This is a genomic window from Desulfotruncus arcticus DSM 17038 (genome assembly GCF_900113335.1).
Lineage (GTDB): Bacteria > Bacillota > Desulfotomaculia > Desulfotomaculales > Desulfallaceae > Desulfotruncus > Desulfotruncus arcticus.
Genome location: NZ_FOOX01000002.1, coordinates 44015 through 68804, shown reverse-complemented (window position 1 = coordinate 68804; position 24790 = coordinate 44015). Strand labels below are relative to the sequence as shown.

The window sequence follows — 24790 nt, the reverse complement described above, 5'->3', positions numbered from 1 at the left end:
GCAGCCCACTTGGCCTGTAGTTTGCCATAGGCAATTGACGGCAGCACACCGTGGCAGGCGTTGATTATCTGCCGGAAAATGCCATCCCCGGCGCGCTTTTGCTTCCCAGATGTGCATCAGAAGATGCCAAACCAACTCGATGTTCTTGGAAAGTTGTTAAAGATGCCAAAGGTTGCAGCATGAATTACATGCTATATAGATAAGGTAACGGTCTGACTGACATTATCCCACTTTGCCTCGACACTAAAAGCCTGCCCGATGAACCGGATGGGCACCACAAAATAACCTTCTTTTACCTGGGCCGGCACATCCATGGTAATAGACACACCGTTAATATACAATTTGTCGCTGCCGTCCTTGACCTGCACGGTCTTGTTACCCTTTATAAAAGTAGCGGTGGAAGTTGACGGCTCCCACAAAATATCAGTCTCACTTAAGCCAAGGGCATAGGCAGCAAAGCGCATGGGCAGATATGTCCTGCCATTTTCTACAAAGGGGGCTATGTCCATAGCCTTTTCAACACCACCGACAGTATATTTTTTGTCCCCAATTTTAAATACCGAGCTACTCTCCAAATCAACCGGAGCTGCGGTACCATTACTGGCTACAGCAACTTTGGACATATAATCCGGGCCGGAGAAAACATCAGCACTTTGCAAAAGCCCTGGGCCTTTAAGTTTTACTTCCAAAGGTCCATCCGGCACACTGCGGTCAAGGGTAAACTTGATACCGCTGAACTTAATTTTGCTTGGATTGAAGCTGCGATATTTGGTTTCAATAACCATATACCAGCGGCCAGGCACCACATTATCCCGCAGGGTATACTTGTCCAATATAATATCCCCTTCTAAAACTTCCATCTTTTCCGGACGGGTCGGTGTTACGCCCTGGGGGAACTCCAGCCATATTTCTCTTTTGGGATACTCTTTGCCGTCAATGGTAACAAAGCCTGTATCCATAATGCAATTGGGTTTCTTTTCGGCAATTATTATATCTGCTACGGCTTGCTCCTGCTTGCCGGTGACTAAATTCGGACAATCTCCTTCTATAGAAATTGTAACCGGTATAATAGACTTTGCCACCGTCAATACTCCGGACAACCCGCAGCTGCCACCCACGGTAACATTAACATCCCCTTCAAAATTTCCTTTCACATCAACACAGGCTTCTTTAAAAACAATTGTTGCTCCTTTATTTGCCCCGGACGTTGATTTCTTTACACTGGTTTTTAAGGTCGTGCAATCGTTTCCAGCAAATACCCACTCGTTTAATTCAATACCCTGCAGGTCGGATTTATCCATGTCTATTATTGGCGGGTCCGAAGGTAAATAAGGATCACTGGAAGTGCCGCTGCCTAAACGGGACCACTTTACCCCGTCACCTACCTTTAAAGTTATAGTTCTCCCTTCGGTCAGCGCTCCCGGGTCGGTTTCTTCCAAAGTAAACTCTGCTATTTCTTCACCTGCCCGACCGGCTTTTATTTCAGGCAGCTCTGCTGCGGTAAGCTGGCTGTTATAGCCACCGTATTTACCTATCAGCAATTTTTTAGGGTCTACGGCGCTGTCGCCGCCCACGGTAACATATATGTCCCCTTTGGCGGCATATAGCTCGTTTTCAACAAGCACCTCCAGACCGCTAATGGAATAATATGTTGGCGAAGACGATCCGGCGGCCTTGGGACAACTAATTTTTAACCTGCTGCCGTTCTGGTCTATAGCAAAATCAGTATCAGCGTCAGCAGGCACAACTTCAGCATCTCCCCACACATAGACGCCGCCGCTGGTCGGCTTGGCCCAGGTAAAACCGTTGGGCAGCTTCATATTTATACTATTTGCCCCGGATCTAAGCGCTTTGGCACGATCCTCCGTAATTCTGATAGTGCCTATTTTGCCGGAAGACGAAGTTATACTATTTTCTTCATTAATTGATATTTTAACGGTGCCGGACTCAACGGTAGCAATCTTCACAGCTTCGTTGCCAGAAAAAGGGGAGCCGGGAGAAGCTGTAAAGGAAACGTTAATATCGCCTGTAACTCCGGAAGGCACGTGGAAGTTGCTTAATTCTATATAAAATCTGCTCATGGTGCCTTCATTGCCGAAAGTGGCTCTGAAATTCCACTCGTTATATGCATTGGTGCCGCTTTTAGGAGTGCCGATACCCATGGCTGAAATGTTTCCTTCCAACTGGCTGGTTTCGCCTGAAGGTACTTTGGCGTAAACAGCTCTGGCCACCGAATAACAGTCGGCGGGCAATGCCATATTGAGCAAATAGGTACCCGGGATAACTTTTCCCGGTATTTCCACCATTATTTGATTAAACACTTGGTCAGGGTCGTCCTGCGGGTAAACAAGACCCGCATTAACCGATTGATTAGTACTGGTGGTAAAAGTTGACGAGGCAAATACCGGACTGGCCGCAAGAAAACTTATTATCAACAGCAAAGTACCCAATATCAACCCTTTTCTGTTTGGTTGCTTGATAATTTTGATCTCCTCCTTTAAATAATTTTCATAAATACAAATACTAACAATTAAGATTAACTTGTATCACAATAATTCAACCTCATTTGCCTCCTTTCAATAGAAAAAATTGTGGCGGGCTGACTTTATCCATGAATTATTGGGGCCGCTGTGGTTTGAATGCAAAAAAATAAAGCCACAAAAAGCACTGCTTCAAGCTGCAGCAGCCTTCGTGGCTTTATTATCTCGCCCAGCAAACGTGTTTCAAAAAAATCAAGCACCATGGCCGGCGTAAGGGCCCAAAAGGCCCGCCCAGTTACCGGTCCCAGGAGAATATAATTATTGCAACACCTGCAATGGTCAGTGTATTACAGTATAATCAGCAACCCCGTCAGGGTAAGCAGGCCGGGTGAGGGACGGGTCAATCTCCAGAGTTTGTACAGCAAAGCAATTATGCCTCCAATTTTTATACCGTTTCCCGGCAAGCACACCGGCGTTAATTCCGGTGCCCTTTCCGCCGCTGTTATTTACTGCGGCGCGGCAGGCGCACGCTCAACCCGCCACAGCATCATACCGTGGCAGCCGTTGATTCGCTGCCGGAAAATGCCGTCCCCGGCGCGTTTTTGCACATACTCTTCTATTTCCCGCCTGACCCCGGCCGTAATATCCAGATAGCCCCAGAAAAATCTTACCAGGTTTTCAATTGCTTCCTCCGGCGTCTGCTCCTGTACCTGCCGCCCGGCGGCAAAACGCAGGCTGGGACGGTACCCCATGGCATAGAGCAGGCCGAAAGGATAAATAATATCCCCGGGGCTTTCGCCGATATCCTCATTAAAGAACCGCCGCCAGAGTTCACTGTGCGCCTCTCCCCAGCGCCGTCCGGAGAAGCCGCTTAAATAACAGTAGTCCCGCGAGGCCCCAATCATTTTTTGCAGCGTTTCCGGGTCCCGCACTCCGGGTGTCATCGAAGCGAACACCAGGTCAAACTTACCGGCCAGCCCGTCTTCCTCCAGCTGTATTTCCTGCCAGGTACGCCGGATGACGGTAATGTTTTCCAGCTGCTCGGCCCCGGCCCTAGCCTCCATTATCTTCACCATCTCGGCGGCGGGCTCCAGAGCCGTTACCTGCCCGGCCAAACGAGCCATGGGGATGGCGAAATTGCCGGGCCCGGCCCCAATGTCCAGCACCCGGACCTCCGGTCCCAGGACTCCCTCCTGCTCCAGCAGGTCCAGCGCCGCCCGCTGCCTCCCTTGTCCCCCTGCATTACCGGTGCGCCGGGCAAACGACCGGGCGCGGCGGCTCCAATTATCCACCATTTCTTGCTCGCTGCGGCAGCGCCGCCGGGCCATCGGAGAATTTTCCCGGGCCTCCTGCCACAGCCGTACCCAGAATTCCGGGCTGCTGTTGGGAAATAACTGCATTATAGATCCTCCCTCCTACTTAATTGCCGAAAAAATAAAACCATGAAGCACCCCCAATTTTCAGAGGATCAACCTTCATGGTTAATATTTTTTATATCCATTTTTGATATGCATATTTTGAATAAAAGTTAACAGTATAAAACCATCTAATTCGGATGACTTCGGTCAATAACTAATAATTAACATAAACATAAATACAACCACAAAAGCATGCTTCATCTTACAGCAACCTTCGTGGTTTTACTGTATATCTTTTATTTGGCATTATTTTTCGATGAAGGTACATTTAAACCAATTTTAAAACCGTATTATTACGTAAATGCTACAATTATTGTTCAAGTTTGTCAATAGAAATTTTTTATCCTTAAGGTGCTGAAGGTACTTTGCTTCTTTTTCTCCTTTATGGATATTGACAGTGGATAGCCCCACATGCCGATAATGGCAATAGACAGAATAATTGACGGGAAGGCTATTATCATGTCCACTATGCGCATCAGCAGTTCGTCAATGATTCCGCCGAAATACCCTGCAATGCACAGCCAACTTTCATTCTTTCCGGTTCCGCATAAGCGCGAATAACCCGGCCAAGGACAGATAGTGATTCCGGCGGAAGCAAGAAATAGCATATTAATCTATTTGCATAATTGTATTAACTGAAGAACATAGTAATAAAAAATTTAAAATACATCTTAACAAGGGAGCTAGTAAACTGTGAAGATTCTAGAACAAATTGAAAAAATTTCCGATATTGGCAAAGCGCAGAATACTTTACAACGGGAAATAAATGTTGTGGAAGTAAAACACCTATGGGCCCAGCTGGTATCAAGATATCAGATAATTGAAACCACAGATCTTTTTAATAATTTTGTCGTAAGCCCTGATTTATCGCTAATTTTAAATCAGGGCTTAAAGGTCCTGAAGTCAGAAGTTGCCGAATTAGAGAAAATAATGATGACATATGGCATCCCCTTACCTAAAAGACCGCCTGCGGGTTCCGACAGTTCATATAAAGTTGAAGAAATTAACGACGAATATATATATACGCGTATACTTGGTGGAATCAGTGTATTTATACCCATCGCTTCATCGGCTTTTGTGGAGTCTACCTCACCCAAACTTAGAGAACTATTTAAAACGTATTTAATGAAAGAGATCGATTTATATGATAAATTTTTTTCATACGGTCAACTTAAAGGCTGGATTCTAGAACCACCCGCTTATAGGATATAAACCCAAGTAAAAAATAGTATCCCGATTGTATTGTTTATACTATTTCATCAAAATTCTTTTTTTGCCTTGGCCAGTCAAAGACATAGTCATCAGCTTCCACTTCAATGTTTATCTCTTTTACAATGCTGATTTTTTTAATAATCTTTCTCTCAACTTCATCTACTACATCATCAGCTACTTCAATATTAAGCCTTGGTTTGGTTTGCAGGGTCATATTAACCAATAACGAATGTGCCCCTATATACATGGTTTTTATATCTTTTACGTCGACAACACCGGAAACGCTCATGGCAACATCCCCAATACGTTTTATAATATTGGGGTGGGCAGCCCTACCAACAATCATATCCCTGTTCTCGTAAGCCAGCATAATGGCTAAAGCTCCCAGCATGACACCGATGATAATTGATGCTATACCATCATATACGATATTGTTGGTAAGCTCGCTGACGAGTACTGCCATCAGTGCTATAACAACTCCGATCAGAGCTGCCGCATCTTCAAAGAACACAAACTTTACTGCCGGATTGGCCACTCTGTTGATATTTTTAATAGACGCGGCTAAAACTTTGAAGCCGCGAGCTTGTACACCAACATCCTTAACCACGGCACGCATCGCAGCCCTTACAGCGAACATTTCAAAGATCATGGCCAGCAGCAGGGCGATGGTGATAAGTTCAATGGCGGCAATTGGGTGAGGGTCAACCACTTGGTGGTATCCCCTGGTCAATGAACCCATACTGGTAACACCAAACATGAAAACCGAAGCGATAAAAGACCAAAAATAAACCTCTTTGCCGTAACCAAAAGGGTGCTCCATATCGGCAGGACGGGAAGCCATTTTCATACCAATAAGCAGAAAAATGCTGTTCACCAGGTCCGACAACGAGTGCAGGGCTTCTGAGAACATGGCGGCACTGTCACCTATCCAGGCGGCAACGGCTTTGGTCAAGAAAATTGACAGATTGGCAAACAGGGCGATCCATACGGCTTTATAGCCGGCTGCGTCCAATTATCAGCACCATCCTTTTTGATAGAAAGGAACCTGCCCCACAAAAAGAGGCAGGTTCCTTTATTAAATAACCTCACTGAGGGACTTTAAATCAGCATAAGAAACAGTTTTTCTTCTCCAGTCCTGTACCATATCATCTGCGATTATCTCAATGTTTATGTGTGTTACAATATTCAAGGCGTCTTTGACAACCCTCTCAATTTCGTCGGAAATATTCTCCGCGGATTGTACATCCAAACAATTTTTTATCTCTATTTCCATGTTAACCAGCAATGACCGGGCGCCAACATACATGGTTTTAATTTCACGGATATCCGTCACACCGGGCACCTGCATGGCGAGGTCGCCAATTAACTGAATAGTTCCCGGACCGGCCGAGCGGCCGATAATTAAGTCCTTGAGCCGGTCGGCAAGCATTAAGGCCATACAGCCCAATAAAATCCCCACGGCAATGGAGGCAATACCGTCAAATAAATAACTGTCTGTCCGGTGGGTTACCAGCATGGCTCCCAGAGCTATCCCCGTACCCGCCACGGAAGCCCCGCTTTGCCAAATCAGCATTTTATTGGCCGGGTTATTGCTTCTTTTTAAGATATTATATTGGCTATTGATAACCAATTTGCTTTCTCCACGCTTTTTAAGACGGGTTATGGAAAGAGCGGATTTAAAAAGAAAACACTCATAAACAAAAGCCACCAGCAAAATTAGCATGGGCCAGACACTGGTAGTTGCCGTCACCTGTTCTTTGATGTGCTCAATTCCTTGACTAATTGACCCCATACTGGCAACCCCCAGCATAAAAACTGAGGCAATAAATGTCCAGAAATACAGCTCCTTGCCATATCCAAAAGGGTGCTCCAAGTCCGCCGGGCGGGAAGCCATTTTTATACCCAGCATGGACATTACGTTATTTACGGTATTGCTCAAAGAATACAAGGTAGAGGCATAAAGTGCCGCACTACCGCATGATAAAGCAAGTGAACCTTTGATAACAAATAAACCCAGATTGGAAAATGCGCTGAATCTAAACCTGCCTGAACCCGATGGGTCCGCATCCATAATGGAAAACCAGCTCCTTCGTTATTATAATTTCATTTGATCTTGTTAACCGCTGCTAAGACTCCCGCCTCTACAGGCGGGAGTTAAACGGCGATAAACTCGAAATAAGTGCGACTAAGGTTCATGTGGGGTCAAAACCCCACATGAACCAAGTCTTCTTTATTATATTAACAGGTAAAACAAACTAGAATCACATACCACATTCTGCAGCGGAATCACTTTAATTATATTATAAACATAACCTGCCAAACCGTACAGTTAAGCGTTACACCTAATAAGACGTTTTGGGGTTTATAAGTGTCTAATTCTTAAAATAGGTCATTCATACAAAATAACAGAAGTTCTTAAGCCCCCGGAGACGTGCCCCTGATTTCAGGGACACGGTAGACTTCCCGCCAAAAGGAAGGACTGAGATTTATTAACCATTGAGATTTAACTTGAAATAAAAGTTAATTTGTACTAATATTACTGATATTAGACTATATCTACTATAGGAGAATATCTCATGCTGGATTTTAACAAATGCCCCTGTTCGGGAAGTAACCTTGACAAATTTATTCAGCCGTTGATTTTGGCGATTCTGGCCCAGGAAGACCTATACGGCTATAAAATTATCCAGCGAATCGCGGAATCACCAATGTTTAAAGGACATAAGCCGGATAGAACCGGTGTATATCGTTTTCTTAAAACAATGGAACAGCGGGGTTTGGTTGAATCATCCTGGTTTATGATTGAGACGCCACCGGCAAAAAAATTTTACCATCTTACGAATACGGGATTAAAATGTCTTTCACTCTGGATTGCTACTTTGGAAGAATACCATCAATCCATTGGAATGATGGTTGAAGAAATTCGCGAGGTATACGCTAAAACCAAGTGTGGTAAAGACAATCTTAAGCAAATTGAGGATTAGTAACTAGAATCTGCCAAGGAGGAAAATGCATGTTGGTGCCTAACTTATTGGAGTCAGTCAAAAATGGTAAGATGTTAAACAAAGATGAGGCAATCACCCTATTAAATATTAATTGCCTCACTGATGATTTTTACAAATTACTATCCACTGCTAATTACTTATCTCGCACTGAATACAGTAATAAGGGGCTGGTTTTTGCCCAAATAGGGATTAATGCAGAACCATGTTCAGTTAATTGTAAATTCTGTTCAATGGGACAAAATCACTATTCATTGCCCGACTCCTGGAGAAAAGATACAGCTACTATATTAGCGGAACTAGATTTGCTGCTTGCCGATGGAATTAATGATTTTTTCCTGATGACTACCGCAGATTATCCAGTTAATGATTTTATGGATATTGCTCAAAACGTAAGAAAACGCTTGCCTGACAATATTAGATTTGTTGCCAATATAGGGGATTTTGACTATGAAACAGCTAAGAAACTCAAGGAGCTAGGATTTACCGGAGCTTATCATATAAATCGTTTAAAAGAAGGTGTTGATACTACCATAAAACCGGAAATTAGAATAAGCACTCTCAATGCTATTCGTGATGCCGGTTTGGATTTATATTATTGTGTTGAACCAATAGGTCCTGAGCATTCATATGATGAATTAGCAACAGAAATGCTTAGAGCAAGGGATTATAATGCTAAAGTTATGGCAGCTATGCGACGTACACCCGTAAAAGGGTCCCCCTTGTACGATAAAGGTCAAATTCCTGCCATAGAATTAACCAAAATTGCTGCAGTAGCCAGACTTGTTACCCGCCCTCAAAGAGCTATGAATGCACATGAGGTTACTCAAATGACACTATTAGCCGGTGTTAACCAGCTTTACGCAGAATATGGAGCCAATCCAAGAGATACCGCATCGCAAACTGAAAAAAACCGTGGCTTCTCTGCGAATCAAGCTTGGAACATGTTGTGGGAAGCAGGGTATGATATTGGTCTTAGTATCAAGGCCTGACCCCATATTTACACAATACTGCTTTAATTGCAAAGTAATCTACTTCTTCCGGCAGTTGTTCTTTAACCGGCTTTAATTTTTCTCCGCCAACCTTTTGGACAGCCTGTAAAATTTGCTCTTCATACTGCCGGGGAATAAAAGCATCCAGGTCTATAGCCGCTCCTTCCAAGGCGCATTGAATAATATGATTCTGCACCGTGGTCAGGGTGATTTCCCTTTGCCGGGCTATTTCCTTCAGCGGCAGCCCTGTTTGGTACAACTCCAGGGTTACTAAATGACTCGGCGTTTTATCAACTTTATTGCTTACTTTTTCCGTTTTTGCTTCAGCTTCCGCCGCATCTAGCGATATGCCGTTTGATATGCCGTTTTCCGCAGCATAGTTTCTGATACAGTCTAAAAACAGCTCCCCGTATTTTTGCAGCTTATACTCCCCTACTCCCTTAATCTTTAGTAAAGCCCGTGCATCCAGCGGGTAAAGTTTACTCATCTCCTGCAGGGCGCTATCCGGAAAAATCACATAGGGAGGCAATTTTTCTTTAGCGGAGATATCTTTGCGTAATTTTTTCAGCAGTTCAAATAAAGAATTATCCCCGGTCAACCGTTCTTTTTTCTTTGGCACCTTTTGATAGACCCTGGCGCCGTTTTTTAGAACCGCCGCTGCTTTTTCTTCTATTCTTAGCACCGGGTACTGCCCCGCGGTCAGGCTAAGGTAACCATCGGCTGCCAAGATATTGATAATATCCTTAATTTCTTTTTCCGTATATTCATTCATAATACCATAGGTAGATAACCGGTCACAGCCCAGGGCCAGGATTTTTTTGTTTTTAGCCCCTTTAAGCACCTGGGCGACTACAGTGCTGCCAAATCTCTCTTTTAGGCGAATAATGCAGGAGAAGATTTTCTGCGCCTCCACCGTAATATCCACCAACCGGCTGTCATCGGTACAAGTGGAACAATTGGCACAATGCTCCGGCACATTTTCTTCGCCGAAGTATTCCAGAATAAATTTACGCAGGCAGTTTGGCGTATGGCAATAATCCACAACTTCCTGCAGCCTTTGATATTCTTTATTCTTTCTTGCAGGGTTCAGCAGCGATTGTTCGATCATAAATTTTTGCAGTAAAATATCCTGGGAGGCAAATAATAAAATACATTCACTGGCCTCCCCGTCCCTGCCGGCACGTCCGGCTTCCTGGTAATAAGCCTCTATATTTTTCGGCAAATTATAATGGATGACAAACCGCACATTGGATTTATCAATACCCATGCCAAAGGCATTTGTTGCTACGATAATATTATTATTATCGAATATAAAATCATCCTGATTTTGCTTTCTCTCCTGGGCGCTAAGTCCCGCATGATATTTGGCGGCATTTACACCGGCTCGTTTTAATTCTTTACAAATACCTTCCACTTCTTTCCGGGTTGCCGCATAAATAATCCCCACCCGGTCACTATTATCCCGCACATAGTTTAAAACGAAGTCTCTTTTATTCTCTCCCCTGACTACTGAAAAAAATAAGTTTTCCCGATTAAAGCCGGTGACATAAATATTGGGCCGTTTAAGGGTTAATAAATAAACAACATCATTTTTTACTTCTTCCGTCGCCGTGGCGGTAAAAGCGGAAATTACCGGCCTTTGGGGCAATTGTTGGATAAACGCCGGGATATGCCGGTAGCTCGGCCTAAAATCATGGCCCCACTGGGATACACAATGGGCCTCATCCACAGCTACCAGGGCTAGCTGCAAACTGCTGATCAGGGAAGTAAAGCCTGCGGCTTCCAATCGTTCCGGAGCAACATACAACAATTTGTATTTTCCTTGCTTAACCTCGTCAACTCTTTTGGCAGTTTCAGCATAGCTTAAGGAACTGTTGACAAAAGTAGCGGGTATGCCCATGTTTTCCAGCGTGTCTACTTGATCCTTCATGAGAGAAATCAAGGGAGAAATGACCAAAGTCACTCCTTCCAACAGCAGCGCGGGAACTTGGTAGCATAATGACTTGCCGGCCCCCGTGGGCATGATCGCAAAGGTATCCCGCTTCGCCAGGATGCTCCCGATAATGTCCTCCTGCCCCTTACGAAAATCATCGTAGCCAAAATATTTCTGCAATAGCTCCTTCGCTCTTTTAATCATAATCAATTACTCCCTAGCCGGAATTTTCTTGGCCCGCCAATCATTCGGCCAATTAAACAAGATGTACCTATCATTTTATCATTTCGATATTTTAGCACCAGATACCCTTTTTATCATTAAAAATTATTCAAATGCAATACAGGCAGGAATGGGACTCCTGCCTGTATTAGCGGTTACTATTAATCCGGCTTAACCCGGATGCACCATAAGCGATATTAATTATTTAATTGTTGAAATAGGCGGATAAGAAATCCGTTTTCCTCCACATCCTGAACAAAAAAAGTTACCCCATAACTGGCCGTGACAGCGGATACAATTGTCCACAACCCTAAACTGGCCAGCATCCAACCGGATACCAGGTGTCTTTTAGAGCTAAAGCTCATACCCATAAAGGCGGTAATGTGGGAACCTACGAGAATCGGACCGAAAATAGTTAACCCGGGCAAACCATATTTGTCAAAAAGAACCCTTGCCCGTTTTTCCTTTTGGGAATCTTGCTCCGCATCAACTTCTTCACCGTTCTGCAACTCTTCCCCGACATGCTCTCTCTCACCGATACGCTTCTTTTTTCTCGACCTCATCCAGCCCTTTACCCTCTCAATAAAAACAATTAACAGCATGACGGTCAACGCATTTCCCAAGAAACCCAGTACAGCTACAGGTACCGGCGACAGCCCGCCAATTATCGCCAGTGGCACAACAACAACCAGCTCAACCAGCGGAATGCCGGCTAATATAAAAACCAATAAATAAGTTACCAACATTTCATCACCTTTTTATATTAATCTAATCTTGCAATTTCTTGATCTCCAACCAATAAGTGAAAAACTGGCCCATTTTTCTCCTCCTCTTCCAGCCAAAAAACTTCCTCCAAAGGTAATTGAAATGCTTTCGAAATCTTAAGCGCCAAAGCGACAGAAGGTGCATAGTCTCCTTTTTCAATCATGCCAATTGTCTGGCGAGTTGCCCCTACCAATTTTCCTAATTCAGACTGGTTTAAATTATGCCTTGCTCTTAATTCTTTAACCCGGTTTTGTAGCATTGCTGCAACCCCTCATGCAATATTGACTATTTATAATGTAATGTGTTATTAACATTTTATCAATGATAATTGTCATAATGTTAATAATTATTTCCATTTCGTCAATAGAAAACAGCCCTGTTGGTAAAAATTCAGGCTGCCTTTCAGCTTGCCCTGCCCGATCAGTGATGCCAGCGCTGGATTTGCAACAAAAAGTGCCAAGGGGACGGGATTGGTGACACCCATCAGCGTGTCACCAATCCCGTCCCCTTGGCATAAGGTCAGGCTTGATACTTTATTCTTATCTAAATGAAGTATTCAGTGCCTTTAACAGTACCCTTATATCATACCTGTAAGGAGTTACCGGGCAGATTTTTTTATTAACCCCAAGCAGCGTATAAACAGCTATTCTGGCAGCACGGACGGAGTATTCCTCCGTGAACACCATGTCCTCGGGAATTTCAACAAACTGGCTGATCATGGCCAGGTTGGTGGAGCCTTCGGGTACCACCTGCGGGCGGTCGCTCATTGCCCGGGGCTGAAACTGCGCCACAATGTACGGCATCATACAAGGGATGACATTAACCACGGTATCCATAATAGCATCAATTTCCTCTGCAAAATGCAGATGATGCAACAGTTCTGTCAGTATCTCCCCACCTGTGCATTCACGCATGGGTTTCTTGACATAGTTGCCCTCCTTGCCGGTGTACAGGCCATAACCCCAGAAGATTGTGGTATCCGGGGGCTGATTCTTAAAGTGGGGCTGCGCGGCAACCACGATGGACATCAGCCAGTTGGAATCCTTAAAGGTCATTAACGCGCCACTGCCGGGTTTGTTGCGGGAATATTTTTCAATCATTTTAAGCAGCTTGTCACCTCTGCAGGTAACGGTAAAAGATTCCCAGTTGGTCTCTTCCGCGTTGCCAAAAAAGGGCTTCGGATTGCCCAGGCCATTCTTTTTGGCGGCAATTTTGGCCCAGAGGTCTCCTGAAATAGGGTTCTCAGCTATCATCCCGGCAGGAGTGTGCAGATCACCCAGAGCTGCGTTATCGGTCATACAGCCATTGGTTACGAAGCATAAATCACCCCTATCAAGCTTAATTACGCCTTCTGCCCCATCCTGCCGATAATGGATTGCGGTAACGGTAATATCTTCGCCGGCTTCAAAATCCAGATCTGTTACTGTGTATTTCAGGGTGAAATCAACACCGCAACCATCCAAATAGGCCTTCATGGGCAGGATAACAGATTCATACTGGTTATATGGTGACCTTGTTACCCCTTCAAGTGTCTGGATACGTGAGAATTCAAAAATCATCCGGTTCATGTAGCGTTTAAACTCGAACAGGCTGGACCACTTTTGGAAAGCAAAGGTTGTCTGCCACATATACCAGAAATTTGTCTCAAAGAAATGTGGTGTATTGGCAAACCAATCGCTGATGCGCAGGTTGTCGAGCTTTTCTTCAGGGGTAATCATCAGCTTGGCCAGCGCCATCCGGTCGGCATTGTCAAATCCCATGGAGGTAACGTCCAGTACCTCGCCGTCCTTATTGATCAGCCTGGCATTGGCATGGGTCGGATGGGCATGGTCAAAAGCCAGTATTTCCTCCAGGACCGATACCCCCTCCTGCTCCAAAGACGGTATGGAGGACAAAAGCTCCCACATATTTTCATAGGTTTCTTCATTTAACATTCTTCCTCCACGGCAAACAAATCCGTCCTCCGCGTTTCCCGCTCCGTCATTGCTTCCGCCGAGGATGGGCATTCCCTCCAGGATATGGATATTTTTCCCCGGGAAAGCACAATCTCTAATCAGGTAAACGGCCCCGGCAAGTGATGCCAGCCCGCCACCCACAAAATACGCATGCTTGTGTTCATATTTCCTATTCATTTTAATCGCCTCCATAGCTACTTGATATCTGTGGGAAAGACCATACGCAATCTCGGAACGAAATTAACTATAATACTTTAACCACATGATATAAATAATCAATAACCGGAGGCTGTATAGATTTCATACTCTACTGTAAAACTGTATTATATTTATACATTCGCGCCTTTTTGTATAGAAAAGCCGCGCCCAACCCGTCTAGCACGACTTGTCTTCATATCTCCGCAGCGCCTTGATAAAATTCCCTTCTATAAGCTCGCTGAGTTTTTCAATGATCAGCTTCGGGTTTTCCTTCATGCCGTTCATCATCCACTGAATTACCAGCCCGTTGAAGGCCAGCGTATAGAAATTGGCGATAAACTTCTTATACTCTTCCTTAACCTGCATATGGCAGGAAATTTCGTTAATCACCCCCATAAGCAGGTCATTGGTAACAGCATAAAGGTACATATCCAGATGAGACCTGCTTAAGGAGTTCAGGGTATTAAGACAAAAGGCCCTGTTGTTTTCTATATACAAAAAAATTTTGTAAAAGCCGTCTGTCCAGGTGCTGTAGCTCCTGTATTGAGCAATACTTTCAACCGCCTCGGTTTGATAAATCCATTCAACCAAATTAAAAATATCCTGAAAATGATAGTAAAAGGTCTGCCGGTTAAGGCCGCACTTGTCGACTATATTCTTGACCGTAATCTTATTCAAGGGGATATCCCGCATTAATTCCTTTAATGAATCGGCAAGAGCTTTCTTGGTGATTAGAGAACTGGACATATTACCCCCCTCTGCTAAGCCTCCCTGGCCACTGCGTCCGCCGGCGCCTGCGGAGCTTCGTCCTTTTTCTCCGGCTTGTTCAGTAAAAAAGCCAGAGGAATGGCAACGAATATAAACAACGCCGCCACAATAAAAGTGTCGTCTATGGCCAGAACCAGGGACTCCTTGGCCATAAGCCCGCTTAACACCGCCAGCATGGTGCTTTTGGCCGCCGCTCCCGCTCCGGCATGGGCTAAATACCCCTGCAGTTGGGCCATCAGGCCGGCGGCGGCGGAATGCACAGAGAGGCCTTCCGACAGACGGGCGGCATGGAAAACCTGCCTGTTTTGCATTACCGCCGAAAGAACAGCAATGCCAAAGGAACCGGCAACCTGACGGCTGACGTTGTTCAGGGCGGAGGCCCTGCCCACCTGGTTAACCGGGATAGAGTTCATTCCGGCGGTGGTAATGGGCATCATCGCCAGGCCCATGCCTAAAGATCTCACTACCGCCAAGATGATGATGCTATGATTGCTTGTGTTCAAACTGAGGTTATGAAATTCCCAGGTCCCCCAGGCTGTCAGGGTCAAACCGGCCACAGCCAGGATTTTGGCGCCGAACCGGTCGAAGAGAAAGCCGCTGACGGGCATCATTATTGCTGTCACAATGGCGGCTGGCATCAGCAGGAGGCCGGTTTCATAAGGAGTCATAAGCAGCAGGTCCTGGGTAAAAAGGGGGATCAAAAAGACTCCTCCGTACAGGCCGACCGTAATCAGGCTCCCGGCAAAGACGCTGATTGAGAAAACACCGCTTTTAAACAGCCTCAGGTCAAGCATGGGCTGATCATGGTTGAGTTCCACAATTATAAAGAGAAGCAGGGCAAAGAAGGAAAAGGTAAATAAAGACACTATATAATAAGAACCCCAACCCTTAGCTGTCCCTTCGCTCAGTGCCAGGAGCAGGGCAAAGCAACCCGAAGAGGCGGAAATAAAACCCCATAAATCAAATCTCAGGTTTTGGCGCAGGGGGCCTTCCGCAATGAGGAGGTGGGTTAAAATAAGGCCGACAACCCCCAAGGGAATATTCATTGAAAAAAGAAACCGCCAGTTTAGATGGTCCACAATATAGCCGCCCAAAGTCGGCCCGATAGCTGGTCCGCACACTGCCGCCATACCCCAGACCCCGAGTGCCAGACCGATTTTCTCCCGGGGGACGATCCTGTAGACGATAGCCATGCTTACCGGCATCATGGCCCCGCCACCGATGCCCTGTACCACTCTGGCCGCCACCATGGAGCTATTGTTCCAGGCCAGGCTGCACAGTACCGAGCCGAGAGTAAAAACCGCCGTACAGATAAGGTAAACCCGCTTGGTGCCCAAGCGGTCGCCAAGATATCCGGTAACTGGGATCACCACTCCGGAAGTCAACATATACGCGGTTAAAATCCACTGGGCATCGTCCGCCGACACTCCGAAAATAGTCATCATTTTGGGCAGCGCCACGTTGATGGAGCTGTTGTTCAATATCGCCGCAAAAGCGCCGATAACCACTATAAACAGCGGCAGCCAGAAGGAATCGTTGTTAGAAGCTGCTTGCTCTTGCTGTTTCAAAAAATCACACCCTTCGGCAGTAAAAAATTTATCAGCTCATCTGACAAACGTTAATGTCCCAGTAAATCCGTTCGTAAAATTGCAATCCTCTGTTCGGCCTGTTTTAGTCGTTCTTCCATCATTAATTCCAATGCGGGTATCCGGGCAACACCGGCATCCGTAATGGTATAAACCCGCTTACCGCGAGTAACCGGGCTATCCCATGCCCCGGTTATATAGCCGCGTTCTTCCATCTTGCGCAGCAGCGGGTACAAGGCGTTTGTGTTGGGCGTATAAGCATCCTCTGTGCGCCGCTTGATTTCACCTGCCAGTTTGTTGCCGTGCGCGGGCCCCTGCTGAAGTATCTTGAGTATGTATAACCCAATAATGAGCCTCATCAGAGTTTGCTGGTCATCATTTTTTGGCACAATAATCACCTATTCATTATTGATTTTATTATTAATTATATCATTATTATTTTTATCAATAAAGAAGACTTGGTTCAGGTGGGGTTTTGACCCCACCTGAACCTTAGTCGCACTTATTTCGAGTTTATCGCCGCTAAGACTCCCGCCTGTAGAGGCGGGAGTCTTAGCGGCGGTTAACGAGATAAATCTTGCCCGGGTCAATATCTTTTTTGATTATCTTGCCAACGCGATATGGTCAATATGCAATATAATGCCAGTACGAATAAAGTCTGAGGAAAAAAGAGCCTTCCGGAAGGTGTTTTTTTATCTCCTTTTTCAGCGGCAAAGACAGGCCGTCAGAATTAACAGCAGATTACGGCTGCGAAAACAGGCGGGCACAAAATAAAAAAGGGCGGGCGCTTCGTTACAGCAACCCTCGCCCTTCCCCCAAAGAAGGTATACACCTCCCCGGCATGATCAGCATAAACGTAAAACGGATACGGATTTATTATGTATACAGATCTATTAGTAATCCTATTATTTCTTCAATTTTACTGGCTATTTTTATATTCTTTTTTTGGGTATTCATAAGTTCTTCAGTCATTTCTTGTATTTTTTGGTCAATAATATGCACCTTGGAAAGTAACCCGGCCCGCAAGCTATGAGTGTAATTAACCACATAATGGTTATTAATTATATAGTGCAGGTATTCCTTGATTAACTTTTTATACTCCCAGGCATCCACTACGCTTAACGAATTTTTTAGTTTATCTCCTGCTTTTTTAATATCTTCGATCATTTTTGCCACTTCAACTTCATACTGCCTTTGGTGCTGTGATTGCAGGAAATCTGAAAAATTTTCATTTTTTGCGGAAGCAGTAACTTTTTTAGTTGTGGTATGGACGTTTCTGTTTGTTCCCGGAGTAATTTTCAATACAGCACACCTCAGCTATCTAAAATTATATCACTGTGAAAAATCAGCTGCCGATACCCAATCAGTAAATTAAGAAGCCGGCCGGCCTGTTCACTGCCATAAACGAAAGCCATACGCGATGTTTTATACTATTTATTCACTTATAACTGCTTATAACCCGGATACATTTGAGGCAGCCGGTATTTTCTTTGCACGCTAATCATACGGCCGATTAAACAAGACGCCCCCATGGCAAGCCCGGCGTTAAATCCAATCCAATAACCGAAAGCTCCCCAGGAGGTGCAGACGGACAGGATATGCCCGAGCGGCAGGCCAATTAACCAGTACGAGGCAAGGGTAATAAAAAATGCCCAGTTAACATCCTTATACCCCCGCAGCACGCCCTGCATCGGTGTAGCAATGGCATCCGACAGTTGAAAGAAGATGGCAAACAGTAAAAACTGCTTAGTCAACAACAGCACCGATAAATCTTTGGTATATAAACCGGCTACCCGCTCATTTAAAAGCAGCAGCCCGATGCCGCAGCAAATGGCCATCCCAAGGGCTATGCAAATCCCAATCAAGCTATACTGCCTGGCATCCCGGTATCTTTTAGCTCCTACTTCAAACCCCACGGTGATGGTTAGAGCCATGGAGATGCTTAACGGCACCATGTACAACATTGAGGAAAAATTCAACGCCGCCTGGTGGGCCGCGATGGTGGCGGTGCCATACCGGCTCATTAACAGTGTCACACCGGTAAAAAAGCTGGTTTCAAAGAAAATGGAACAGCCGATGGGCACGCCTAGCTTCAAATGTTCCACCCAGGCCGCCGGAGAAACCGCATACCGCTTCTTAAACAAACCGAATAGCGCAAAGGGCTCCACCCTATGCACCACATACAGGGCCATGAGCAAAATGCACCAGTAGGTAATGGCCGTCGCATAGCCTGCGCCAACACCACCCAGGCGGGGGAAACCCAGCTTACCAAAGATCAGCAAATAGTTCATTAAAAAATTTATCGGCAGGGAAGTTAGAGTTATCAACATAGTAACCCTGGTTTGTCCCAGGGCTTCAATAAAACAGCGGAACACCATATAAACAAAAAAAGGCATGATTCCCAACGAAAGCCCCTTTAAGTAGCGCAGGGCAATATCCCGTACAGCGGCATCCAGGTGCATGTTATTTAATATGGGTTTTAAAGTTAAAGCACCAAACAAAATGACGCACAAGGCCAGGGCAACGGCTAAATAAGCGCCCTGCAACACCACAAAAGGGACCTTTTCCCTGTGCCCGGCGCCCATATAGTGCGCCACAATGGGAGTCAGCGCCAATAATATGCCGGTTATACCGGTAGACAGCGGCATCCAAAAGCTGGCGCCGATGGCCACCCCCGCAAGATCGTCGGCACCTGCGTTACCCGACATTACCGTATTAAAAAAAATCATTGCGTAAACCCCAAGCTGGGTTATTAAAATAGGCCATAAAACAGCTAAGAAATGCCGTCTTTTTTCCTGCAACGAAAAAGTTTGTCTCATGTTTTTTAATCCTTGCAATAAAAATGGAACCGGTCGGACTTCCCATTAATAATAAACCGTTATGTATACAGGTCTAATAATAATCCTATTATTTCTTCAATTTTGCTTGCTATCGTTATATTCTTTTTTGGGTATTCATAAGTTCTTCAGTCAAATTTCTTGGGGATTAATTTTCAATACAGCACACCTCAGCATTTTTAAAACTTTGTCACCATAAAAACCGGAAACCGGATTTCCGGCCAGTGGTCTTTCGATTAATGATACCATAAGAGCCAATTGCAAAATTCAAAAATTATAACGGATAATCTGTGACAACACCTAAAAACCGGGGGCTAATTTTAAAATCCTATTAAAAAGCTTTATAAAAACAATTGGCATAAAGCTGTTGGTAAAAAAGCACAAAAAATCCCCATTGCAGGTGTACACCGGTAAAACCAATTAAAATAATTACGCTACATTAGCTAAAGAGCTAGTTTTAAGCTGAACAAGAGTTCCAGTCAGGTATGTAATAAGGCAAATCATAATATCGGTAAACGCTTTGTCTATCCCCCGTTTAGTTAGGCGATCCATGCTTAGATGACCTTTGAGTACGGAAAACAATCTTTCAATAGAAGTTCGATGACTGTAAAACTCAAACCAGGCACGCCTACCACGGTGGGGGGTACAAAACATGCGTGGGTTATCCTTTAGCAGCGGAGGATAAAATAAACATCTAACCAACGACTTAGTCGTAGGCAGTCCAATTAATTTTTTAAGTGCCAGAGCACGAAACAATGCTATTCTATCGTATTTTTTGCGACCTGGCCCAATATAACAGCCGTTTAAACTTTCAATCGATATTTTAACACCTGATACCCTCTTTGTCATAAAAAATTATATAAATATATATCAGGGCGGGGATGGGACTCCCGCCTGATTGGTATTGTTAACATTCTGTCAATGATATTTGTCATAATGTTACTGATTAAGTTCATTTTGTCACCGAAAAACAGCACTCGGAAAAGCCTTTTAATAAAACAAAAGGGCTCTGGCAGCCCCCATTATTAACGCTGACGGAGCAGTAATCGGCACATTAGGCGTTTTTCAGCCACCACAGTTCAGGATAAATTGATTGAAGATGCAATCAAATAGCCGCTGTTTCCGAGGAGCAGTCGGCTTCAGTTGAAGAAACCGCCGCCTCGGTAAATGAAATCGTGGGCATGTCCAAGGATCTGAAGGAACTGGCCGAAAACTTAAACTAATGTCCTGCTGTTTTTATATACAACCCCCCCCCGGGAACCTGAATAAAGCAGGTTCCCGGGGGGGTGGTTTTGTTGATGATATGCTTGGGGAGATATAATCTGGTGGGAAAGGATAAAAACCAGGTAAACGAAATTTGAGATTAACTCATTGGTTTTAACAGATAAAATAATGCTTATACTTGGTCAAACGCGCTTTTTTTATCGGCAGCAAGAACAATTTTTACCTCCCAACATATAATATAGTAAATATAGGTAAGGGGGGAACTGGATAATGAACTTTATTCCTAATTTTCCCGAAAATTTATGCGGCATTTTAAAGGATTTAGTGGGTGAAAAAGTTATTATAATACTTGAATCAGGCGACAAAGAGCTGGTGAAAGTCGTGGCTGTTAAAGGCAATATTCTAATAGCTATTACGATGGCAGACAGGAAATTCAAATTCGTCGATTGTGATTGTATCTGTGCAGTCATAGCTGACTGTTTGGATGTCATAGCTGACCGCTTTTTAACTTCATTATAGTTAATTACAATTCGTTTACAAGTAAAGCTACCGTAGCGCGGTAGCTTTATATTTTTGTATAACGAAAACCACCTGCTATGCAGGTGGTTCTAAAAAGCTTTAGAATCGTAATTGCTCCAAAATACAGAAAACAAGTGATATATGGGAAAATCAAAAAATACTTATTAAAATAGGCCATAAAACAGCTAAGAAATGCTGTCTTTTTTCCTTCAACGAAAAAGTTTGTCTCATGTTTTTTGATCCTTACCCGACCCCGCCGTTACCAGCCTATGAACTATTAATTATTTAATATAAGCGCTCCCATGCTGTATTTAACAGCAACCACTTAAATTATATCAGTTACAGCCGGAAAAAACATTAATTAGCCCAAAAACAAACTCCCGTTAAGGAAACTGCAGCATAGGGGTGACAAGGGACGGGGTTGGTGAGTATCACCAACCCCGTCCCTTGTCCTTGTCATTCTCGTCTTCTTAGCACAGCTATGGTTAAATCTTGCCCTTCTCCCCGGCAATTCTTAAGAACTTTTCTTTGGCATTATCCGGGGGAACGTGCAGCTCCGGGCGGCGGGACATGGTTAACGAACCGGTGGGGCAGGCGGAGGCACATACGCCACAGCCAATACAAGCATCTTTATTCACAACCGGAACTTCCGCGCCGTTTTTATCGTCCTGCATGGTGATGGCCCGTATATGGCAGCTGTCGGCGCAAGTTCCGCACCCTGTGCACGCTTCCGCTTCTAATATTGGGAAAAAGTTACTCGGGTGCGTGGCATATTTCCCGGGTTCTTTAATGCCGCTCAAAATTACGCAACAGCAGCCGCAGCAGTGGCAGATGTAAGCGGGCTTATTTAGTACGTTATCACAATTATGGACCAGGCCGAGTTTTTCTGTTTGATCAAGCACCTGCAGTAATTCCTCCACCGTGGCCGGTTTGCCCATACCTCTGCGGATTATCCATTCCGCGGCGCTGCCCAGGGAAGTGCAAACCTCGAGGGGCGCACCGCAGGACTTGCCCAGGTGAACTGCTTTATGGCGGCAGGGACAGATGGAAATTGCTCCCCCACCGGACTGCCGGATAATTTCACTGGCCCGTTCGTAAGTTAAAACCTCTGTTTCCACGGCAACAGGTATCAGACTTTCATATACCAGGGTCCGCATCATTCTGGTGCCGTCGCCGGAGAATTCATCTCTGACTTCTTTGTTGTTAAAGTAGCTTTGAAATAACTCGGCCAAATCCTTTAATTTCACTTTATCTTGTACCCGCATGAAGGTATATTCAAAAAATCCCACTACCATCGGAGCCAGCATGTAATAAAAAGTGTCCTTGCGGGGGATATCCAGCACCAAACCCTTGTCGGCCATGCCGTCCAGAATTGTTTTTAATTGCGCCTCTTTAATCCCGGTCATGCCGGCAATCTGCTCCAACGTCATCGGGACCAAAGGAAATTTGCTGCCCACCATGGCCTCCGTTTCAGTATAGAGACGATGCAGAATGGCCATTAAAGTATCGTTGATTGGCGCCCCCACTGGATTTTTGTTCAAGCGTTGGGCCAACACCTGATAAACCTGGTCTTTGTCATGAACCAAATGTCCCATTAACATATCCTCCTTTGCCAATAAATAATTAATCAACTTACGATCTTTTAATATGTGTATATGCACTTTTCACTGTAAAAAAAACCTTTTTCAGCGTTTGGACTCGCGTACTACCTCCCGCAGGTCTCCCAAAAGTTCATCCAAGCGCTTTTCACCCAGTTTCTCAGTCAACTGCTTTTGGACCCGCTCCCATATGGGTATGGCCTCCAGCAGCAACCCGGCTCCCTTTTCAGTAAGGTTTAACACCTGCTCACGACGATCTTCCCCCTCTCCTATTTCTATTAGCCCTTTTTTTTCCAAAAGCCTGGCGTTGCGGCTTAAAGTGGTCCGGTCCATTCCCAGCGGACGGGCCAGCTTCCCCATCGTTATGCCGTCATTCCCGGCCACCGCCATCATTAAAGAAAACTGTGTTACTTTTATGCCAGACGGCTTCAGCGCCTGGTCATAGACCTGGCTCAGAAGCCTGGAGGCCTTGCGCAGGTTGAAGCAGACGCAGGCCTTGCCCATTGTCCTGGATATTTCCTTGAAATTATCCTTCGTAGTTTCAGTACGCATATACTAACGCCTCTATCAATTCAAGAATTAATATGAGTATATACACATTTTTGCCATTAATCAAGGCCCAAAAGCTTAAAAAACACCTTGAATTAACTCATTTCAAGGCGCCGGTGCCAGTCCAAGCTTCATTACCCGGTGAAAAATATTAAGCTGTTTACTGTTGGAGTAATATCGTAGTGCAAGATACAATTGCCAAGGAAATAGGAATATCCAGACAAACAGTAGCACATTACCTTTCGTTACTGAAACAAGCCAACTTAATCTAAGCGCGATACATCTCATAAATCGTGTAATACTTCAAGGTCTGGTATGGATATAATATTAAGGTGTTATTCAATTTTGGTTAAACTACTGTTATGTAATTAAACCGGCGGGACAGAGGAGAAGGAAGTGCATCCACTGGGAGGCAAGGAGATATGACAAACTTATTGAATCACTCATACAGAAATTGGAAGCTCGCATCCCATAACGTGAAAGTTAGGTGATCTGAATTGAGCGGTGATTTGAACTGTATTAAAAACGATGCCAAAGAATTGGAGCTGGCAACCTTTGCCGGAGGCTGCTTTTGGTGTTTAGTAGCCCCTTTTAAGCAGATACCGGGGGTTATTAGTGTGATTGCCGGATATACGGGCGGACATAAAGAATGCCCCACCTACGAAGAAGTATGCTCAAAAACTACGGGGCATTATGAAGCGGTACAAATTTCTTTTAACCCGGAACTTTGTTCATATGAAAAATTACTCGACCGGTACTGGCGTCAAATTGACCCGACCGATACGGGCGGTCAATTTGCAGACCGCGGGCCCACCTATAAAACAGCTATTTTCTATCATAATGATGTCCAAAAGCAAAAGGCGGAAGCTTCTAAAAAAGAACTTCAGCAAAGCGGCCTTTTTGACCTGCCGATTGCAACGCAGATAATCCCGGCTTCCACTTTTTATCCAGCCGAAGAATATCATCAAAACTACCACGAAAAAAACCCTGTACACTATGGCATGTACCGCCGGGGTTCGGGGCGTGAAAGCTTTATAGAACAACACTGGGGAAAGGACGCCGACAAGAAACTGCTCAAAAAAAGGCTAACCACAATCCAATATGATGTAACCCAAAATAACGGAACGGAGCCGCCTTTCCATAATGAATACTGGGATAATAAGCGGGATGGCATTTACGTTGATATCGTTTCCGGGGAGCCCTTGTTTAGTTCCAAAGACAAATTCGATTCCGGGTGCGGCTGGCCCAGTTTCACCAAACCGCTGAACCCGGATATAGTTCACGAAAAAAAAGATACCAGTCATAGCATGATTAGGACAGAAGTTAGAAGCAACAAGGCCGGCTCTCATCTGGGCCATGTATTTGACGACGGCCCCGCTCCAACGGGCCTGCGCTACTGTATCAACTCAGCGGCTTTAAGATTTATCCCTAAAGAAGCAATGGAGCAAGAAGGCTATGGAGAATATCTCAGTTTATTTCAGAATTGAACTCTTTGCATAATGGCCTGCCGGCAGTAAGTGATTCTTGCTTTT

23 protein-coding genes are annotated in these 24790 nt (G+C 44.8%); 5 read left to right on the top strand and 18 right to left on the bottom strand.

Annotation, left to right across the window (positions count from 1 at the left end):
* Positions 1–191: 191 nt before the first annotated feature.
* The 3 genes from BM056_RS02875 to BM056_RS26525 all read right to left on the bottom strand — a co-directional run bounded on the left by BM056_RS02875 (position 192) and on the right by BM056_RS26525 (position 4506).
* Positions 192–2456, bottom strand: coding sequence for a copper amine oxidase N-terminal domain-containing protein (locus tag BM056_RS02875; RefSeq protein WP_131820712.1), 2265 nt, complete (start codon positions 2454–2456; stop codon positions 192–194).
* 530 nt (positions 2457–2986) lie between these two features.
* Complete coding sequence (locus BM056_RS02870) at positions 2987–3880, bottom strand: class I SAM-dependent methyltransferase (protein ID WP_092468561.1); 894 nt, start codon at positions 3878–3880, stop codon at positions 2987–2989.
* Between the two features lie 344 nt (positions 3881–4224).
* On the bottom strand, positions 4225–4506 hold the full coding sequence (locus BM056_RS26525; protein WP_092468558.1) for a hypothetical protein: 282 nt from the start codon (positions 4504–4506) through the stop codon (positions 4225–4227).
* Positions 4507–4591: 85 nt separating this feature from the next.
* On the opposite strand from BM056_RS26525, the gene BM056_RS02860 reads away from it, so the two are divergent.
* On the top strand, positions 4592–5110 hold the full coding sequence (locus tag BM056_RS02860) for a DUF3231 family protein (RefSeq protein ID WP_092468556.1): 519 nt from the start codon (positions 4592–4594) through the stop codon (positions 5108–5110).
* Positions 5111–5144: 34 nt separating this feature from the next.
* On the opposite strand, the gene BM056_RS02855 is transcribed toward BM056_RS02860, so the two are convergent.
* Both BM056_RS02855 and BM056_RS02850 read right to left on the bottom strand, forming a co-directional pair.
* On the bottom strand, positions 5145–6122 hold the full coding sequence (locus tag BM056_RS02855) for a cation diffusion facilitator family transporter (RefSeq protein ID WP_092468554.1): 978 nt from the start codon (positions 6120–6122) through the stop codon (positions 5145–5147).
* A gap of 63 nt (positions 6123–6185) precedes the next feature.
* Positions 6186–7181 (bottom strand): cation diffusion facilitator family transporter, encoded by a 996-nt coding sequence (locus BM056_RS02850; RefSeq protein WP_092468552.1) that lies wholly within the window; start codon positions 7179–7181, stop codon positions 6186–6188.
* 505 nt (positions 7182–7686) lie between these two features.
* Between BM056_RS02850 and BM056_RS02845 the strand changes: the two genes are divergently transcribed.
* The gene (locus tag BM056_RS02845) at positions 7687–8094 is read left to right on the top strand and encodes a PadR family transcriptional regulator (protein ID WP_092468550.1); all 408 of its coding nucleotides are present in this window, start codon (positions 7687–7689) and stop codon (positions 8092–8094) included.
* Between the two features lie 29 nt (positions 8095–8123).
* Positions 8124–9104 (top strand): biotin synthase BioB, encoded by a 981-nt coding sequence (locus BM056_RS02840; RefSeq protein WP_092468548.1) that lies wholly within the window; start codon positions 8124–8126, stop codon positions 9102–9104.
* On the opposite strand, the gene recQ is transcribed toward BM056_RS02840, so the two are convergent.
* The 11 genes from recQ to BM056_RS02790 form a co-directional block, all read right to left on the bottom strand.
* A complete protein-coding gene (recQ, locus tag BM056_RS02835; protein WP_092468546.1) occupies positions 9094–11241 on the bottom strand; it encodes a DNA helicase RecQ in 2148 nt (715 codons plus the stop codon). The genes BM056_RS02840 and recQ overlap by 11 nt on opposite strands.
* A gap of 215 nt (positions 11242–11456) precedes the next feature.
* Complete coding sequence (locus BM056_RS02830) at positions 11457–11987, bottom strand: small multi-drug export protein (protein WP_238456280.1); 531 nt, start codon at positions 11985–11987, stop codon at positions 11457–11459.
* A 35-nt stretch (positions 11988–12022) separates the two neighbouring features.
* Positions 12023–12283, bottom strand: a complete 261-nt coding sequence (locus tag BM056_RS02825) for a helix-turn-helix transcriptional regulator (RefSeq protein ID WP_092468543.1) — start codon at positions 12281–12283, stop codon at positions 12023–12025.
* Positions 12284–12370: 87 nt separating this feature from the next.
* A complete protein-coding gene (locus BM056_RS26000) occupies positions 12371–12508 on the bottom strand; it encodes a hypothetical protein (protein ID WP_165613341.1) in 138 nt (45 codons plus the stop codon).
* Between the two features lie 55 nt (positions 12509–12563).
* On the bottom strand, positions 12564–14156 hold the full coding sequence (locus BM056_RS02820; protein WP_238456279.1) for an oleate hydratase: 1593 nt from the start codon (positions 14154–14156) through the stop codon (positions 12564–12566).
* 198 nt (positions 14157–14354) lie between these two features.
* A complete protein-coding gene (locus tag BM056_RS02815; RefSeq protein ID WP_092468539.1) occupies positions 14355–14924 on the bottom strand; it encodes a TetR-like C-terminal domain-containing protein in 570 nt (189 codons plus the stop codon).
* Between the two features lie 14 nt (positions 14925–14938).
* Positions 14939–16513: an MDR family MFS transporter gene (locus BM056_RS02810; protein ID WP_092468537.1), complete on the bottom strand. Its 1575-nt coding sequence runs from the start codon at positions 16511–16513 to the stop codon at positions 14939–14941.
* 50 nt (positions 16514–16563) lie between these two features.
* A complete protein-coding gene (locus BM056_RS02805; protein ID WP_092469216.1) occupies positions 16564–16890 on the bottom strand; it encodes a PadR family transcriptional regulator in 327 nt (108 codons plus the stop codon).
* 517 nt (positions 16891–17407) lie between these two features.
* Positions 17408–17833: a YaaR family protein gene (locus BM056_RS02800; protein WP_165613340.1), complete on the bottom strand. Its 426-nt coding sequence runs from the start codon at positions 17831–17833 to the stop codon at positions 17408–17410.
* A gap of 140 nt (positions 17834–17973) precedes the next feature.
* A complete protein-coding gene (locus BM056_RS02795) occupies positions 17974–19350 on the bottom strand; it encodes an MATE family efflux transporter (RefSeq protein WP_092468533.1) in 1377 nt (458 codons plus the stop codon).
* Between the two features lie 447 nt (positions 19351–19797).
* Positions 19798–20022 (bottom strand): transposase, encoded by a 225-nt coding sequence (locus BM056_RS02790; protein ID WP_238456303.1) that lies wholly within the window; start codon positions 20020–20022, stop codon positions 19798–19800.
* A gap of 840 nt (positions 20023–20862) precedes the next feature.
* Between BM056_RS02790 and BM056_RS02785 the strand changes: the two genes are divergently transcribed.
* Positions 20863–21111, top strand: a complete 249-nt coding sequence (locus tag BM056_RS02785) for a hypothetical protein (RefSeq protein ID WP_092468531.1) — start codon at positions 20863–20865, stop codon at positions 21109–21111.
* A 485-nt stretch (positions 21112–21596) separates the two neighbouring features.
* Here the strand turns inward: BM056_RS02785 and BM056_RS02780 are convergent, their stop codons facing one another.
* The gene (locus BM056_RS02780) at positions 21597–22706 is read right to left on the bottom strand and encodes a 4Fe-4S dicluster domain-containing protein (protein ID WP_092468529.1); all 1110 of its coding nucleotides are present in this window, start codon (positions 22704–22706) and stop codon (positions 21597–21599) included.
* Positions 22707–22796: 90 nt separating this feature from the next.
* On the bottom strand, positions 22797–23261 hold the full coding sequence (locus BM056_RS02775; protein ID WP_207648119.1) for a MarR family winged helix-turn-helix transcriptional regulator: 465 nt from the start codon (positions 23259–23261) through the stop codon (positions 22797–22799).
* Between the two features lie 494 nt (positions 23262–23755).
* Between BM056_RS02775 and msrB the strand changes: the two genes are divergently transcribed.
* A complete protein-coding gene (gene msrB, locus BM056_RS02770; RefSeq protein ID WP_238456278.1) occupies positions 23756–24745 on the top strand; it encodes a peptide-methionine (R)-S-oxide reductase MsrB in 990 nt (329 codons plus the stop codon).
* The last annotated feature ends 45 nt before the right edge of the window (positions 24746–24790 follow it).